Source organism: Listeria fleischmannii subsp. fleischmannii LU2006-1, assembly GCF_000344175.1.
GTDB lineage: Bacteria > Bacillota > Bacilli > Lactobacillales > Listeriaceae > Listeria > Listeria fleischmannii.
Genome location: NZ_ALWW01000022.1, coordinates 1 through 15,794 on the forward strand (window position 1 = coordinate 1; position 15,794 = coordinate 15,794).

Genomic DNA, 15,794 nt, shown 5'->3' on the forward strand with positions numbered 1-15,794 from the left:
TTAGTTTTATGCCGGGGTGGCGGAACTCAGGCGGTAACACGCGGCATGGATTAAAATAATCCCGGTGGTAGTGATACCGTCGGTTCGTCGTCCTCGGCACCATTTTATATTGCGCCCGTAGCTCAACTGGATAGAGTACCTGACTACGAATCAGGCGGTTGGAGGTTCGACTCCTTCCGGGCGCGCTTATTTTTACGGGAAGTAGCTCAGCTTGGTAGAGCACTTGGTTTGGGACCAAGGGGTCGCAGGTTCAAATCCTGTCTTCCCGACCATTATTATACTTTTTGGGGCCTTAGCTCAGCTGGGAGAGCGCCTGCTTTGCACGCAGGAGGTCAGCGGTTCGATCCCGCTAGGCTCCACCAAATTTAATTCTTGAATACAAATTTATTGATATGGCGGCGTAGCTCAGCTGGCTAGAGCGTTCGGTTCATACCCGAGAGGTCGTGGGTTCGATTCCCTCCGCCGCTATCTTTAAAAATTTGGACCTTTAGCTCAGTTGGTTAGAGCAGACGGCTCATAACCGTCCGGTCGCAGGTTCGAGTCCTGCAAGGTCCACTTATCACTTTTTTATTATTATATCGTGGAGGAATACCCAAGTCTGGCTGAAGGGATCGGTCTTGAAAACCGACAGGGGTGTAAAAGCTCGCGGGGGTTCGAATCCCTCTTCCTCCGTTTTTTCTTTGTGATGTAGTGGACCAATTTAATATTATTGTCGCGGGGTGGAGCAGTCTGGTAGCTCGTCGGGCTCATAACCCGAAGGTCGCAGGTTCAAATCCTGTCCCCGCAATCGTGGTTCCGTGGTGTAGGGGTTAACATGCCTGCCTGTCACGCAGGAGATCGCGGGTTCAAATCCCGTCGGGACCGCCATTTGGCTTGGTAGCTCAGTTGGTAGAGCACTTGATTGAAGCTCAAGGTGTCGGCAGTTCGATTCTGTCCCAAGCCACTTTATTTTAGAATTTATTATTTTGCGGGTGTAGTTTAGTGGTAAAACCACAGCCTTCCAAGCTGTTGTCGGGAGTTCGATTCTCCTCACCCGCTCTTTTTTGGGCCTATAGCTCAGCTGGTTAGAGCGCACGCCTGATAAGCGTGAGGTCGATGGTTCGAGTCCATTTAGGCCCATTTTATTCCACAGTAGCTCAGTTGGTAGAGCAATCGGCTGTTAACCGATCGGTCGCAGGTTCGAGTCCTGCCTGTGGAGTTTACAAATTATATTGGAGAAGTACTCAAGTGGCTGAAGAGGCGCCCCTGCTAAGGGTGTAGGTCGTTTACGCGGCGCGAGGGTTCAAATCCCTCCTTCTCCGCCAGTAAGGCCCGTTGGTCAAGCGGTTAAGACACCGCCCTTTCACGGCGGTAACACGGGTTCGAATCCCGTACGGGTCATCATTAGGGGTAAGAACAATGCTTAGGCATTGTTCTTATTTTATTTGTGAAATTGGAGGGGGGATTGGATGCGGAATAATAAAAAGTTTTGGATTTTGACGGTTATTGTAGCTATTTCGGGGCTGTCACAAGGGCTTTTATTGCCGCTTATTGCGATTATTTTTGAGGGTATGGGAATTAGTTCGGGTGTGAATGGATTTCATGCGACGGGGATTTATATAGGTGTTTTGCTTGTGTCACCATTTATTGAGGCGCCGCTACACAGGTTTGGATTTAAGCCGATAATTATAGTTGGTGGGGGATTAGTTGCGGTGGCGCTGTTCTTATTTCCGATGTGGTTTAATTTGTATTTTTGGTTTTTCTTGCGTCTCCTTATTGGCGTGGGGGATCATATGCTTCATTTTTCTTCGCAAACTTGGATTGGTGCTACGACAGAGCCGAGCAAGCGAGGTCGAAATATGGCTATCTATGGCTTGTTTTTTTCACTGGGTTTTGCGGTTGGACCGCAGCTTGTCAATTTAATGAATGTGAGTCCTAATTTACCGTTTTATATTTCTGGCGTACTAGTCGTACTGGCATGGTGTCTAATTTTATCGCTTAAAAATGAATTTATATCGGATGATGTAGAAATACGTAAAATTTCTTTTTTAGATAGTATGAAGCGTTTTAAGGATGTAATGAAAATTGCTTGGGTAGCCATGATTCCGCCATTTTTATACGGGATTTTAGAGACAGGTTTAAATGCGACTTTTCCAATTGTTGGGCTTCGATTTGGCGTGGAGACTTATATGATTACGTTGATTATTTCTGCGTTTTCGGTTGGAACGATTTTATTTCAGGTTCCAATTGGGATTTTTAGTGATCGGATGGGGCGCGGACGCGTGTTGCCTATTTTAACGTTTTTAGGTGGTCTCGTTTTTTTACTAGCCGCATTTGTGTCTAATTCTATGTTATTTATTGTTATTTTCTTTGTTTTGGGAATGCTTGTGGGGTCACTTTATTCGCTTGGTTTGTCTTATATGACAGATTTGACGCCGATTGATTTGCTTCCAGCTGGTAATATTTTAGTTGGGATGTGTTTTAGCGTGGGGAGCATTCTTGGACCTAGTATGACTGGGGCATTAATTAGTATTATAGGTCCTCGAAGTTTTTATTTTACGATTTCGATACTTCTTATTTTGGGAGGAATTTTATTATTTCGCGGAAAAAGATTGACAGCATAGTTTTATTTTTGGTATTATGATTTCAATACATTTAATATGTAAATTAAATAAGAAACTCTTATAACGAGTGGTAGAGGGACTGGCCCGATGAAACCCGGCAACCTTTCAAGTTTTTGAAAAGGTGCTAAATCCTGCAAAGCAATATGCTTTGAAAGATAAGAGAGAACTAATTTTTCGTATATTTTCGAATGATTTTAGCCTCTCTATCTAGGGAGGCTTTTTCGTGTCACAAAAGAAGAGAGGATGAGGTAAATGGTAAAAGTACTTAGTTCAAATTTAGGGTATCCACGTCTTGGGGAGAAACGCGAATGGAAAAAATCGTTGGAAAATTTTTGGAATAACAAAATTTCAGAAGATACACTTCTTTCTGAAACAAAGGAAATTCGTTTTGCTGCTTTAAACAAACAAAAAGAAAAAGGGCTTGACTTAATTCCGGTAAATGATTTTACTTTATATGACCATGTGCTGGATTTAAGTGTTGGCTTTGGGGTAATTCCTAAGCGATTTGGAGAGTTTACGAATGCTGTTTCGCTACGTACATATTTTGATATTGCGCGCGGCAATGATACGGCTGTAGCGTCTGAAATGACGAAATGGTTTAATACGAATTACCACTATATTGTGCCGGAACTTGACCAAGTAGAGCCGAAGCTTTTAGAAAATAAGGCGTTAAATGCTTATTTAGAGGCAAAAGAAGAGCTTGGAATTGACGGAAAGCCTGTGATTGTTGGCCCTATTACGTATTTAAAACTTGGAAAGGGTGCAGACAAAGCGGATTTCGCTTCGTTAGTAGAAAAATTTGTACCGCTTTATAAGACGATTATTGAAGAACTAGACGCGGCGGGCGCAAAATGGATTCAACTTGATGAACCAATTCTTGCCACGAGTTTAGCGAAAGAGGAACTGGTATTATTTGAAAAAGTTTACGAAGAATTACGTACAGCGGCTCCGCATGCGAAGTTGATTTTGCAAACGTATTTTGAAAGTGTGGATGAGTACGAGGCAATTATTGAGTTACCAGTGGATGCGATTGGGCTTGATTTTATCCATGATCACGGCGAATCGCTTGAAAAAATCCAGCAGTTTGGTTTTCCGAATAATAAATATTTGGCGGCCGGTATCATTGACGGACGAAATGTATGGCGCGCTGATATTCAGCTAAAGCAAGCCGAACTAGAAATTTTGACACGACTTGTGCCAAAAGAAAAATTAATTGTACAGCCGGCGAGTTCGTTACTTCACGTTCCAGTAACGAAAAAAAGCGAACCGAATCTGGATCAAGTCCTTTATGACGGCCTTTCTTTTGCGGATGAAAAGTTAGACGAAGTCGTGTTACTCGCTAAAGCTGTTTCAAGTGATGCGAAAGAGGTGTTTAGTGAGCTACAAAAAACAGAATTAGCCGTTTCCGAATTAAATCGCTCCGAACATAGAAATAATAAGGAAGTTCAGGCAGAAATTGCCGCACTTGATAGCATTTCGGCTGACCGGAAAAGCCCATTTGAAACGCGCATTAAAAAACAACATGAATGGTTGAAATTACCCGTTTTACCTACAACAACAATTGGAAGTTTCCCGCAGTCGCCTGAAGTTCGTAGCAAACGGGCAGCATTCCTAAAAGGAAACATTACAAAAGCAGAGTACGAGGCATTTATTGATGAGGAGACCGAACGTTGGATTCGTATCCAAGAAGATTTGGATTTAGATGTCTTGGTTCACGGGGAGTTTGAACGGACGGATATGGTTGAGTATTTTGGCCAAAAATTAGCCGGCTTCCAGGCGACGAAGTTTGGTTGGGTACAGTCATATGGTTCGCGTGCGGTGCGTCCGCCACTCATTTACGGAGATGTGGCTTTTACGGAGACGATTACGGTGAAGGAAAGCAAATTTGCCCAATCGCTTACAAATCGCCCTGTGAAAGGGATGCTTACGGCGCCCGTCACGATTATCAATTGGAGCTTTGTGCGAGACGATATTCCAAAAAGCGATGTTTTCAACCAAGTGGGGCTGGCTCTTCGAAAGGAAGTTCTTGCTCTTCAGGAAAATGGGATTCGCGTCATTCAAGTTGATGAGCCGGCGCTTCGCGAAGGCTTGCCACTAAAGCGTTCGAGATGGGAAAAATATTTGAACGATGCAGTGTATGCTTTTAAATTAACGACTTCTGGTGTGGAGGACGAAACGCAAATTCATACGCATATGTGCTATTCGGATTTCGATGATATTATCGATGCAATTAGTGCACTTGACGCGGATGTTATCTCGATTGAAACGTCTCGTAGTCACGGGGAAATTATTTCTACTTTTGAGGACTATCACTATGATAAGGAAATTGGACTTGGGGTGTATGATATTCATAGTCCTCGTGTTCCAAGCATTTCTGAAATTAAAACGAATATTGAACGCGCACTTCGCGTGATTCCTGTTCAAAATTTCTGGATCAATCCGGACTGTGGGCTTAAAACGCGTAAGGAAGAAGAAACGGTTGCAGCACTTCGTGATATGGTTTCCGCTACCAAGGAAATCCGCGAGACCTACACCATTTTAGAAAAATAAAGATTGGAGGAAGCACGATGGGAAAATTAAGTAAGCAGACGATTTCAGCACAAATTGGCAATAAAAAATGTGAGAAAACAGGTGCAGTCAACATGCCACTCTATTTCTCAACGGCTTACCGCCACACAGATATTGGAGTAGGGACGGGATATGACTATACAAGAACGGCGAATCCAACACGCGATGTGTTAGAGGAAGCACTGGCAGAACTTGAGGACGGGCAATTTGGTTTTGCTACAAGTTCGGGTATGAGTGCAACTGGACTGGTGTTCAAGCGTTTTAAAACGGGTGATCATATTATCAGTTTACAAGATTTATACGGTGGTACATTTCGTTATTTTGGAACACTAGAACGTCAGTATAAAATTGAGTTTTCTTACTGGAATGGGAAAGATATATCCGATTTAGCTGGGTTTCTTAAAGCCAATACGAAAGCGATTTTTATTGAAACGCCAACGAATCCGCTTATGCAAGAAGTTGATATTCGTGAAGTAGCTGAATTTGCAAGTGCGAATCATTTGCTTCTGATTGTGGATAATACATTTTATACGCCTATTTTACAGCAGCCGCTTAATTTAGGAGCGGATATTGTAATTCATAGTGCAACCAAGTATTTGGGTGGTCATAATGATATTTTGGCGGGGGCAGTCATTGTAAGAAATGAGGAACTAGGCGCTTTTTATGCAGCAGCACTTAATGAATCGGGCGAAGTGCTTTCACCGTTTGATTCATGGCTTTTGATTCGGGGGCTTAAAACGCTACCGCTTAGAATGCGAGAACATGAAAAAAATGCTAAACGCGTTGTTCAGTTTCTGCGGGAACACCCTTTAATCAAAGAAGTGAAATATCCTGGACAAGGCGGTATGATTAGCTTCTATATTGAAGATGTCGCCCTCATTTCGCCGCTTTTAAGAAATGTAGAGTTATTTACTTTTGCGGAAAGTCTGGGTGGTGTGGAAAGTTTGATTACCTATCCAGCTACGCAAACACATGCGGATATTCCGCGGGAGCTCCGTGAATCATACGGTTTAACGGATGAACTTTTACGAATTTCAGTGGGCATTGAGGATGCAGATGATTTGGTGAATGATTTAAAAAGCGCACTTGATCTTGCATCTAAGGAGGCGGTGCGTTCATGAATTTGCGAAAAGATTTAAGCGAGAAAGTTTTAATTGCAGATGGTGCAATGGGGACGTTGCTTTATTCTTATGGTGTGGACCGGGCTTTTGAAGAACTTAGTTTGACGCATCCAGAAGATGTTTTAAATATTCATAAAGCATACATCGAAGCTGGTGCTGATATTATTCAAACAAACACGTATGGCGCAAACTATATTAAGCTAAAGCGCTACGGTTTAGAAGATGAAATAAAACGCATTAATCAGGCGGCTATTCGCCTCGCTAAACGGGCAACAAGTGGCACTGGGACCTATATTTTTGGCACAATGGGTGGAATTAACGGGGCGAGTGATTCTAAGGTTGAGCAAGCCCCTCTTGATGAAATAAAACGTAGTTTCCGTGAACAGTTATACTGTTTTTTATTAGAAGGTGTCGATGCGATTCTTCTTGAAACTTTTTATGACCCGAATGAGCTAAAAACAGTGCTACAAATTGTACGCGAAAATACGGATTTGCCAGTGATTGCGAATGTCTCCATGCACGAACCAGGTTTGCTTCAAAACGGGGAGAAGCTACCTGATGTTTTACAAGAAATAGCGAATCTTGGGGCGGATGTGGTAGGGGTCAATTGTCGACTTGGCCCTTATCATATGGCGCGCGCACTTGAAACGGTTCCACTACTTGATAATGCCTATTTAGCCGCTTATCCAAATGCTAGCTTACCTGAGATGCAAGAAGGAAAAATTATTTATCAAGCGGAAACGGATTATTTTCAAGAATATGGTGAGATTTTCCGCAAGCAAGGCGCACGAATTATTGGCGGATGTTGCGGGACAACACCAGAACATATTCGGGCCTTCCGAGCGGGACTTACGTCAACCAAGCCGATTAAAACGAAGGAAGTTCGTCCCATAATTGAACTTGTTCCTGAGGAGCCGAGCCCACTTGAAGGTGTGAGGCTGCTTGATAAGGTGAGGGAAGGATGTACGGTACTTGTCGAGCTTGATCCGCCGCGTACTTTTGACACAGAGCAATTTTTTGAAGGTGCGAAGGCGCTTCACGAGGCAGGAGCCGATGCAATTACGATTTCAGATAATTCGCTTGCGACGCCGCGCATTAGTAATATGGCGATTGCCTCTATTTTAAAACATGAATATGATATTAAGCCGCTCATTCATTTAACTACGCGCGATCATAATTTAGTCGGCATGCATTCACATATTATGGGCTTTCATAAGCTCGGACTCCATGATGTTTTGGCGGTCACAGGGGATCCGACGAAAGTAGGGGATTTTCCAGGCGCTTCCTCTGTATTTGATTTACGCTCTGTGGAGCTCATCCAACTCATTAAAAAATTTAATGACGGAATTTCTTATACAGGGAAGTCACTAAAAGAGAAAGCGCGTTTTCATGTTGCGGCGGCCTTTAATCCGAATGTTTTAAATGTGGAAAAAGCGGTCCGTTTGATAGAACGAAAAGTGGAATACGGCGCGGACTACATCATAACGCAGCCCATATACGACACTCAAAAAGCGCGTGTTTTAAATGAAGCACTCGAGGAAGCCCAAATTTCTGTTCCGGTTTTTGTCGGCGTCATGCCACTTCTCTCTAGTCGAAATGCGGAATTTTTGCATAACGAAGTGCCAGGTATTCGGCTAACCAATGAAGTCCGTGAAAGAATGAGAGAAGCAGAAAAAGCAGGGCGTGGTAATGAAGAAGGGATGCTCATTTCAAAAGAAATCATTGATTCCATCAGTGAACATTTTAACGGAGTTTATATTATTACCCCGTTTTTACGTTATGATTTATCCTTAGAACTCCTTCAATATGCAAAATCAAAAGAACAGGTGCATGTCATTTGATGCCACTGTTCTTTTTCCTATTTAGTTTAAAATTAAATGAATCATTTGTGTGTTAAAACGCTCGAAGTCAGTGTAGGGGTTGTCCGATTCGCCGCGTTTAAAAAAGCCTTTTAATTTTAAAGAAATATAGCCGTGAAGCATACTTCGAACAGCCCGGTGTTTAAATAACAAATCTTCATCACTAGACGCGAAGTCCTTTAAAAGCGAGCGAAGGGTGTTCGAATAAAGCGCCATACTATTTCTCTCCTTCGTCACTTCGGTTACTTCTTGAAGTAGCGGGTAGGTATTTGGATAGGTAAAAGCAAAGTCAAAGATGGTCATCGTAAAAATAGTAATCGCTTCTTCGCCTGAAATCCCAACTAATTTTTTTTGCATAATGGTGTTTAAATGGTCATATAAATAAAGGGATAGAGCCCCTTTTAAGTCCTGCTTATTTTTAAAATGGTTATACATAGAGGGTGTTTTTATTTCGAGTTTTTGAGCAATGAGGGGAAAGCTAAGATTTTCAAGTCCTTCTGTTTCAATTACAAGAATGGCAGCTTGAAATATTTTTTCTTGCGTAATATTTCGCTTTTTCAATGTCATGACCTCCTATTCTCTTTTATTATAAACTAATTTAATTAGTTTACAAACAAAATGAGAAGGCGTATAATGAGACTCTGTAAACTAATATAATTAGTTTATCTTGAGAGAAGGGATAATTTGTCAACTACGTTTAATAAAAAACTTATTTTTCCAATGGTTTTAGGTTCTGTTTTAAACCCCATTAATTCGTCAATGATTGCCGTTGCACTTGTTCCAATTGCAGTTGCTTTTGGTGTAGGAAGTTCAGAAACGGCTTGGCTTGTTTCCGCATTATATTTTGCTACAGCAATTGGGCAACCTGTTGTGGGAAAACTTATTGATTCATATGGGCCGCGAAAATTATTTTTAATTGGAACGGTTTTAGTTGGGGTAGCAGGAGTTATTGCACTTTTCACACCCGTTTTTTGGCTACTTGTTGTGGCGCGAATTATTTTGGGATTAGGGACGACAGCAGGGTATCCGGCCGCGATGTTTTTAATTAAGTCAGAAGGTAAGCGAACGGGTGAAGATAATCCGGCTTGGATTTTGACCTTGCTTGTTATTTCGAGTCAAACAGTAGCGGTTATTGGACCGACACTAGGCGGGTTTTTAATTCATTTAGGAGGCTTTCGACTGGTATTCTCAATCAATATCCCACTTGCCGTCATTGCTTTTCTTGCGGGCTATTTTGTTTTACCGAAAGAGCATACCAAAACGCAGGTGTCTAAAATGGACTGGGTTGGCGTGTTATACTTTTCAATTGCGACATTCAGCCTTTTATTTTTCCTTATGAATCCGCATATCACGTACATTAGTTTTCTTGTTTTAACTATCATCGCAGGTTTTTTGTTTGTTAGACGTGAAAATGCGATGAAGGACCCGTTCATAAATCTCGATGTGCTACGTGGCAATCGGCCGCTTATTCGCACCTATATTCGAATTTTATTAGCGGCAACGGTACAATATTCGTTTATGTATGGCTTCGCGCAGTGGCTAGAAATTGGACGCGGTCTGAGTGAAGTAAGTGCCGGAATGCTGATGATGCCAACGTTTATTAGTTCAATTATCATTTCTGCTCTGGCGGGGAGAAGTTCAAAGTATTTTATAAAAACATTTGTGGGTGGCATAGTACAGTTTCTTTCCATTAGTTTGCTGCTTCTAACTACAAATACAAGCTCTATTATTTACTTAATCATTGTTGCGGCGGGTTTTGGGATTACGACAGGATTACTTAATTTAGCGAATCAAAATGTACTTTATTTTCAAGCAGATCCTAAAACGATTGGAGCTTCAAGCGGGCTGCTTCGAACTTTTTCTTACTTTGGTGCAATGCTAGCAGGGGCTTCAAGCGGGGCTTTTATGAATCATCAAAACCCTACTTTTGGTTTTCATCAAATGGCGTTTTTGAATCTGTGCTTGGCGCTTATTTTTATTGGTATCACATGGTATGATCGACATAATCTTCAGAAGTTGAAAGGAAGTAATAAAAAAATGACAGATTTAACAAAGAAACAATTCGATAATGCTGCACTTGTTGTGATTGATTTACAGGCGGGGATTTTTAATTACGGAGGACCGGAGGGACTTTCTCCGTATTCAATAGAAGAGGTGGTTAAACGAAATGAGGCGTTGGGCAAGGCGTTTTTAAAGCAGAATTTGCCTGTTGTTCTTATTACTGTCTCAAGATCTCAATTTAGTAAAGAAGAAGAAGTGGCTTTTACGGCTTTAGTTCCTGAGCTTGAGGCACTCACTGGAGATGATAAGGTAGAGCAGTTTACAAAGTACGAACCAAGTGCGATGTCTAGTGATGCTCTAAGAAAATGGCTTGCTGCGGAGGGAATTCAAACTATCTTTTTAACGGGTGTGATTACTTCACTCGGGGTAGCGAAGACGGCTATTGATGCGCATGAGGCAGGATTTAACTTAGTGATTGCAGCGGATGCGATGAGTTCAAGAACGAAAGAAGATCATGATGAGTATGTTGAAAAGCATTTTCCGAACTATGCTACACTCACAACAACAAATGAGATTTTAAATCTGTTATAAACAGATTAAATAAAAAAACGCCCTTTTCAATAGCGAAAAGGGCGTTTTCATTTTACATAAATAAATTTGTTTGTAATAAGCTTAGTAAATAACTAATGGCTAAAATAATACCAAAAATGGTAATCGCTTTTGACGTTGCTTTCATCGCTGGAATCATGGTAATGGGTTCTGTACGGCCAATGAAACGTCTGACGGAACGAATGGCTTCCGGTGCACTAATTAAAATGAGTAAGGTCCAGTACGGGGCGTTTGCAAAGAAAATCAGCGAGATTTCAAATGCATAAGCAAATACATAAGCTAGGGCAAATAAAATGGTGGCTTTTTTTCTGCCGAGTAAAATGGCTAATGTTAAACGACCGCTTTCTTTATCAGGGTCTAAATCGCGGATGCTGTTTGCGAGTAATAAATTCCCAACTAATACCATAATCGGGATGGAAATTAAAACGATTTGTGAGCTAATGAATTCTGCTTGAATATAAAATGAAATAAATGTAATCACACCACCCATGAAAAATCCGGCCATAATTTCGCCAAAAGGGGTGTAGGCAATAGGGTAAGGACCTCCAGTGTATAAGTAGCCGACAAGCATACAAATCGCACCTAGTAAGCCAACATACCAGTTTAGCTCGATAGAAAGATATACGCCGCCTAAAATAGAAAGAATGTAAAGTAAGGTGGCAAGGAAGAGAATGAGACCAGGTCGCATACCATTTCTTACAATCGCGCCACCATTCCCAACTGAATGTTCGTCATCATGCCCTTTTTTATAATCATAGTATTCATTAAATAAATTGGCCGATGTTTGTATAAAGAAACAGGCGATAAGCATGACGATAAATCGCGTAAATTGAAAATTTGAATAGAGCATTGCGACGGATGTACCTAGAAATACAGGCACAAAGGAGGCAACTAAAGTGTGTGGCCGAAGTAAGGTCCACCATTTATTAAAACCAGATTGTCTGGCAAGTACTTGTCTTTCCTGCGCTGCCATTTTATTCGCTCCTTTTTTAAAATATCCTTTCTTCATTTTAGGGAAAATAGTGAGTTTCGTCAATGAATAAAGTAAAAATCGCAAAATGAGCAGGAAGATTGTATTTTTGATATAATAGAAAGAGTGTTAGTAAAGGAGCGATGAATAATATGGGAATTACATTACCTCTTGCTTTGTTTGAACAAGCGAAACGTCATGCAACAAAAGATAAACCTGCTCTTCTAAGTTGGGTGCACGAATGCCCGCAAGATTTGGCACCGCATTTGTTATATCAAAAAGCGAAAGATGCCTTTTCTGGAGAGCGTTTCTTTTGGCAAAATCCTGAGATGACGCTAACACTGGCTGGCTTTGGTGTTACGGAACAATATTTAGCGGCTGATAAAGCAAAAGATGCTTTTCTGGTTTAGAAGATAAAATTAACGCTTTAAAACTAAGAACCGTAACCAACGCAACAGAAAAAGGGACTGGACCACTTTATTTTGGTGGTTTCAAATTCGATCCAGAACGCGAGACAGATAAAGAATGGCAAGCCTTTAAAGATGGCTTATTTTACTTGCCACTTTTTCTAGTAACGAAAAAAGGGAAAGAAGTCTTTTTAACAGTAAATTTAGTTGTCTATCCAGACGATGAAGTGAAAAAACTAGAAGCTGTAAGAGGCCAGTGGGAAAAAATAATAGATGCAAAACGACCAGAGATGGAAGTGGATGCACTTATCACAGCAAAGGAATTAGAAACGGATGAGTTTTTAGAAAATGCGCGCGATATCATTGCGTTACTAAAAGACTCAGAAGACTTACATAAAGTAGTATTATCGCGGAGAATGGGCTTAAGATTTAGTAAGCAAATTGATAGTGGAGCGGTTCTTCAAAAAATGATGGATACACAAGAAAACAGTTATTTTTTTGTGATGGAAAAAGGAGCTGCTTTATTTTTCGGTGCAACGCCAGAAAGGTTAGTAGCCGTTTCAGAAGATAAAATACATTCTTCGTGTGTGGCAGGTTCAGCTAGACGTGGTAGTACAAAAGAAGAAGATGAACAGTTGGGGAATGCCTTATTAAAAGATGCCAAAAACTTACGAGAACACCATTATGTCGTAGAAATGATTGAAGAAACCTTGCAACAATTTGCAGACGACTTGACGATTTCAAGTGAGCCGGTTCTACTTAAAAACCGTGACATTCAACATTTATACATGAATGTTCATGCTAAAAAACGGAATGATGTGAACATCTTACAAATTGCGCGAGCCCTCCATCCAACCCCAGCGTTAGGTGGTTCGCCAAAAGATTTGGCGCGAGCGATTATTCGAATGAAAGAAACAAGTGATCGTGGCTTTTACGGCGGCCCAATTGGTTTTATTGACACCGATTTTGACGGTGAATTTGCTGTTGCGATTCGTTCCGGACTTGTCATTGATGCACTTGGCGTGCTTTATGCTGGATGCGGCATAGTATCTGATTCTGTTCCAGAAGAAGAATTACAAGAAACGAAAGTTAAATTTCAACCCATGTTACGTGTTTTAGGAGGAAATGTCGAATGAGTCATCAAGCAACTATGACAGCTTATTTAAGTGCTTTTATTGAAGAATTAATTCAAGCTGGTGTGAAGGAAGCCGTTATTAGCCCTGGTTCTAGATCCACTCCAATTGCGCTTCTTATGGCGGAGCATCCAACTCTTAAAATCCATGTAGATGTAGATGAACGTTCAGCTGGATTTTTTGCCCTAGGAATTGCTAAAGCATCTAAAAATCCTGTTGTTTTACTTTGTACAAGCGGAACAGCAGCAGCTAACTATTTTCCGGCAGTAGCGGAAGCCAATTTATCACAAATTCCACTTATAGTCTTAACCGCCGATCGACCTCATGAACTGCGAAATATAGGGGCACCCCAAGCGATGGATCAAATTGAGTTGTTTGGGAATCATGTGAAAGATATGGTGGATATGGCAATACCAGAAGGAACAAACGAAATGCTTCGCTATGCAAAATGGCATGGCAGTCGTTCCGTTGATATTGCGCTTAAAACGCCGCGTGGGCCAGTGCATTTAAATTTCCCATTACGCGAGCCGCTTACGCCAATTCTAGACCCGTCCCCTTTTACACAAACAGGGCAGAAAAAGCACCACGTCAGAATTTACTACACACATGAAGTTTTAGAACAAAGTGCCTTAGATAAAATGTTTCAAGATTGTTCGGGGAAAAAAGGGGTCATCATCGCCGGACCACTTGATAAGAAGAATTTGGAAGGGAAGCTCGTTTTGGCGGCTCAAAAATTAGGCTGGCCTATACTCGCGGACCCGCTATCTGGTCTTCGTTCCTACGGTGAAAAAGACCAGGTTGTAATCGACCAATATGATGCGCTTCTTAAAAATGAGGCGTTTCAAACTGCGATTGAACCTGAAATGGTCGTCAGATTCGGCGCAATGCCCGTCTCGAAATCCTTAAAAATTTGGTTAGAGTCGCTCGATGTAAGAACTTTTGTAGTGGATCCCGGGGCGGCTTGGCGGGACCCTGTGAAGGGTGTAACGGATATGATTCATTGCGATGAGCGTTTCTTACTAGAAGAGCTTACTCAGGCGGCGTTTGATGTACCGGAAAATTGGCTTTCTGTGTGGCAAAAATTAAATAAATCTGCGCAAAACGTGCTTTCTTCCCATATGAAAGAGGGAGATTTGCTTGAAGAGGGGCAAATTGTGAGTGTGCTACGGGAACATCTTCCTGATCAATCGGGCTTATTTATTGGTAACAGTATGCCGATTCGTGATGTAGACACGTACTTTATGCAGACGGATAAGCGTGTTAAGATGCTCGCAAACCGCGGTGCTAACGGGATTGATGGTGTTGTTTCTGCGGCGCTTGGTGCGAGTACAGTTTTACAACCGATGTACTTACTGATTGGGGATTTATCTTTTTACCATGATATGAATGGCCTTTTAATGGCGAAAAAGTATCGTTTAAATCTCACCATTATTGTTGTGAATAATGATGGCGGCGGTATTTTCTCCTTTTTACCACAAGCAGGCACGCCAAAATATTTTGAGTCATTATTTGGAACGTCCACAAATCTTGATTTTAGTCATGCTGCGGCGCTCTATGATGCTGGCTATGAAAAGATTACGCGTCTAAATGATTTAGAGGATGCGCTTGATAAGGCGGCCTTCCGTAAAGGGCTGAACATCATCGAGGTGCGCACAAATCGTCATGAAAACGTGGCACACCATCAGGCTCTTTGGGAAAAAATGGCGAAACAAGTGGAGCGTGACCTTACGAAATGAAGCTCTTTTCTCATTTTGTAGACCATCATGAAAAGTTAGATATGATGTGGCTACACGGTTTTACGGGGTCGCATCAGACCTTTTGTCAGTTGGACATATTAAAAGCAAATTTAATTTTGCCTGATTTACCTGGTCACGGGAAGTCGGATTCGAATTGCGCAGAGGATTATTCTCTTTCGGCTACAGAAGCCGCGTTAAACGCGCTTTTAAGACCTCAGCAAAAAACCATTTTAGCTGGCTATTCGATGGGCGCTCGACTTGCTATGTCCCAAGTTATGCAAAATCAAAATCGCTTTTCGGGTCTCGTTATGATAAGCGGTTCGCCGGGACTTCAAACGGAGCCTGAGCGGTTAAATCGGCGCGCGCGTGATGCAGAATTGGCGCAGTTTATTAAAGAAAAAGGGCTAACTGAATTTGTTTCTTACTGGGAAAACTTGCCTTTATTTGCCTCGCAAAAGAAGCTCAACGTAGAAGTACAGGAGCGTATTCGGCGTGAACGTTTAAGTCAGTCTGAGTCTGGGCTTATGCATAGTCTAGCTGGTGTTGGAACGGGGAGTTTACCTTCTTATTGGGATAAACTATCAAGTCTTTCTATGCCTGTTTTATTGATTACTGGTGAATTAGATAAAAAGTTTTGTGACATAGCTCAAAAAATGGCAGACTTACTACCGAATGTGACATATGTTTGTGTAGAAGGTGCAGGTCACGCGGTGCATCTAGAAGCACCGGAAGAAGTATCGAAAATAATTAATAAGTGGTTAAACAACCATTTTTAGGAGGTTTTTTC

General features: G+C 41.6%; 9 protein-coding genes, 14 tRNA genes, 1 pseudogene and 1 riboswitch. Of the genes and pseudogenes, 22 read left to right on the forward strand and 2 right to left on the reverse strand.

Annotation, left to right across the window (positions count from 1 at the left end; genetic code table 11):
- The first annotated feature begins 111 nt into the window (after positions 1-111).
- The 18 genes from LFLEISCH_RS07785 (at position 112) to LFLEISCH_RS07870 (ending at position 8,133) form a co-directional block, all read left to right on the forward strand.
- Positions 112-185: transfer RNA gene (locus LFLEISCH_RS07785), tRNA-Arg, on the forward strand.
- A 10-nt stretch (positions 186-195) separates the two neighbouring features.
- A tRNA-Pro gene (locus tag LFLEISCH_RS07790) sits at positions 196-272 on the forward strand.
- 14 nt (positions 273-286) lie between these two features.
- A tRNA-Ala gene (locus tag LFLEISCH_RS07795) sits at positions 287-362 on the forward strand.
- Between the two features lie 32 nt (positions 363-394).
- Positions 395-468 (forward strand) — tRNA-Met (locus LFLEISCH_RS07800).
- Between the two features lie 13 nt (positions 469-481).
- Positions 482-555 (forward strand) — tRNA-Ile (locus LFLEISCH_RS07805).
- Positions 556-582: 27 nt separating this feature from the next.
- A tRNA-Ser gene (locus tag LFLEISCH_RS07810) sits at positions 583-672 on the forward strand.
- Between the two features lie 41 nt (positions 673-713).
- Positions 714-787: transfer RNA gene (locus tag LFLEISCH_RS07815), tRNA-Met, on the forward strand.
- Positions 788-791: 4 nt separating this feature from the next.
- Positions 792-867 (forward strand) — tRNA-Asp (locus LFLEISCH_RS07820).
- 3 nt (positions 868-870) lie between these two features.
- Positions 871-943, forward strand: a tRNA-Phe gene (locus LFLEISCH_RS07825).
- Positions 944-967: 24 nt separating this feature from the next.
- Positions 968-1,038, forward strand: a tRNA-Gly gene (locus LFLEISCH_RS07830).
- A 7-nt stretch (positions 1,039-1,045) separates the two neighbouring features.
- A tRNA-Ile gene (locus tag LFLEISCH_RS07835) sits at positions 1,046-1,119 on the forward strand.
- Positions 1,120-1,125: 6 nt separating this feature from the next.
- A tRNA-Asn gene (locus tag LFLEISCH_RS07840) sits at positions 1,126-1,198 on the forward strand.
- Positions 1,199-1,213: 15 nt separating this feature from the next.
- Positions 1,214-1,304: transfer RNA gene (locus LFLEISCH_RS07845), tRNA-Ser, on the forward strand.
- A gap of 4 nt (positions 1,305-1,308) precedes the next feature.
- Positions 1,309-1,380: transfer RNA gene (locus tag LFLEISCH_RS07850), tRNA-Glu, on the forward strand.
- A 68-nt stretch (positions 1,381-1,448) separates the two neighbouring features.
- Positions 1,449-2,603 (forward strand): MFS transporter, encoded by a 1,155-nt coding sequence (locus tag LFLEISCH_RS07855; RefSeq protein ID WP_007475212.1) that lies wholly within the window; start codon positions 1,449-1,451, stop codon positions 2,601-2,603.
- A 55-nt stretch (positions 2,604-2,658) separates the two neighbouring features.
- A riboswitch (SAM riboswitch) is annotated at positions 2,659-2,765 on the forward strand.
- Positions 2,766-2,855: 90 nt separating this feature from the next.
- Entirely contained in the window at positions 2,856-5,153 is a 2,298-nt protein-coding gene (gene metE, locus LFLEISCH_RS07860) for a 5-methyltetrahydropteroyltriglutamate--homocysteine S-methyltransferase (RefSeq protein WP_007475214.1), read from the forward strand.
- Between the two features lie 17 nt (positions 5,154-5,170).
- The gene (locus LFLEISCH_RS07865; protein WP_007475215.1) at positions 5,171-6,292 is read left to right on the forward strand and encodes a PLP-dependent transferase; all 1,122 of its coding nucleotides are present in this window, start codon (positions 5,171-5,173) and stop codon (positions 6,290-6,292) included.
- Positions 6,289-8,133, forward strand: a complete 1,845-nt coding sequence (locus tag LFLEISCH_RS07870; protein ID WP_007475216.1) for a bifunctional homocysteine S-methyltransferase/methylenetetrahydrofolate reductase — start codon at positions 6,289-6,291, stop codon at positions 8,131-8,133. The genes LFLEISCH_RS07865 and LFLEISCH_RS07870 overlap by 4 nt, the downstream gene beginning before the upstream one ends.
- Positions 8,134-8,154: 21 nt before the next feature.
- Here the strand turns inward: LFLEISCH_RS07870 and LFLEISCH_RS07875 are convergent, their stop codons facing one another.
- Positions 8,155-8,712: a TetR/AcrR family transcriptional regulator gene (locus tag LFLEISCH_RS07875; protein ID WP_007475217.1), complete on the reverse strand. Its 558-nt coding sequence runs from the start codon at positions 8,710-8,712 to the stop codon at positions 8,155-8,157.
- A gap of 123 nt (positions 8,713-8,835) precedes the next feature.
- On the opposite strand from LFLEISCH_RS07875, the gene LFLEISCH_RS07880 reads away from it, so the two are divergent.
- Positions 8,836-10,743, forward strand: coding sequence for an MFS transporter (locus LFLEISCH_RS07880; protein WP_007475218.1), 1,908 nt, complete (start codon positions 8,836-8,838; stop codon positions 10,741-10,743).
- Positions 10,744-10,795: 52 nt separating this feature from the next.
- On the opposite strand, the gene LFLEISCH_RS07885 is transcribed toward LFLEISCH_RS07880, so the two are convergent.
- Positions 10,796-11,734 carry a 1,4-dihydroxy-2-naphthoate polyprenyltransferase gene (locus LFLEISCH_RS07885; RefSeq protein WP_007475219.1) on the reverse strand — a complete coding sequence of 313 codons (939 nt, stop codon included), beginning with the start codon at positions 11,732-11,734 and terminating at the stop codon, positions 10,796-10,798.
- 149 nt (positions 11,735-11,883) lie between these two features.
- Between LFLEISCH_RS07885 and LFLEISCH_RS07890 the strand changes: the two are divergent.
- The 3 genes and pseudogenes from LFLEISCH_RS07890 (at position 11,884) to menH (ending at position 15,783) form a co-directional block, all read left to right on the forward strand.
- A pseudogene (locus LFLEISCH_RS07890) lies at positions 11,884-13,274 on the forward strand (isochorismate synthase).
- Positions 13,271-15,007: a 2-succinyl-5-enolpyruvyl-6-hydroxy-3-cyclohexene-1-carboxylic-acid synthase gene (gene menD, locus LFLEISCH_RS07895; protein ID WP_007475230.1), complete on the forward strand. Its 1,737-nt coding sequence runs from the start codon at positions 13,271-13,273 to the stop codon at positions 15,005-15,007. Before LFLEISCH_RS07890 ends, menD begins: the two are co-directional and overlap by 4 nt.
- Positions 15,004-15,783: a 2-succinyl-6-hydroxy-2,4-cyclohexadiene-1-carboxylate synthase gene (gene menH / locus LFLEISCH_RS07900; protein WP_007475233.1), complete on the forward strand. Its 780-nt coding sequence runs from the start codon at positions 15,004-15,006 to the stop codon at positions 15,781-15,783. Before menD ends, menH begins: the two co-directional genes overlap by 4 nt.
- Positions 15,784-15,794 lie beyond the last annotated feature (11 nt).

Coding starts and splice junctions, on each gene's coding strand:
- LFLEISCH_RS07855 (WP_007475212.1), top strand. CDS start 1,449: ATGCGGAATAATAAAAAGTTTTGGATTTTGACGGTTATTGTAGCTATT.
- metE (WP_007475214.1), top strand. CDS start 2,856: ATGGTAAAAGTACTTAGTTCAAATTTAGGGTATCCACGTCTTGGGGAG.
- LFLEISCH_RS07865 (WP_007475215.1), top strand. CDS start 5,171: ATGGGAAAATTAAGTAAGCAGACGATTTCAGCACAAATTGGCAATAAA.
- LFLEISCH_RS07870 (WP_007475216.1), top strand. CDS start 6,289: ATGAATTTGCGAAAAGATTTAAGCGAGAAAGTTTTAATTGCAGATGGT.
- LFLEISCH_RS07885 (WP_007475219.1), bottom strand. CDS start 11,734: ATGGCAGCGCAGGAAAGACAAGTACTTGCCAGACAATCTGGTTTTAAT.
- menD (WP_007475230.1), top strand. CDS start 13,271: ATGAGTCATCAAGCAACTATGACAGCTTATTTAAGTGCTTTTATTGAA.
- menH (WP_007475233.1), top strand. CDS start 15,004: ATGAAGCTCTTTTCTCATTTTGTAGACCATCATGAAAAGTTAGATATG.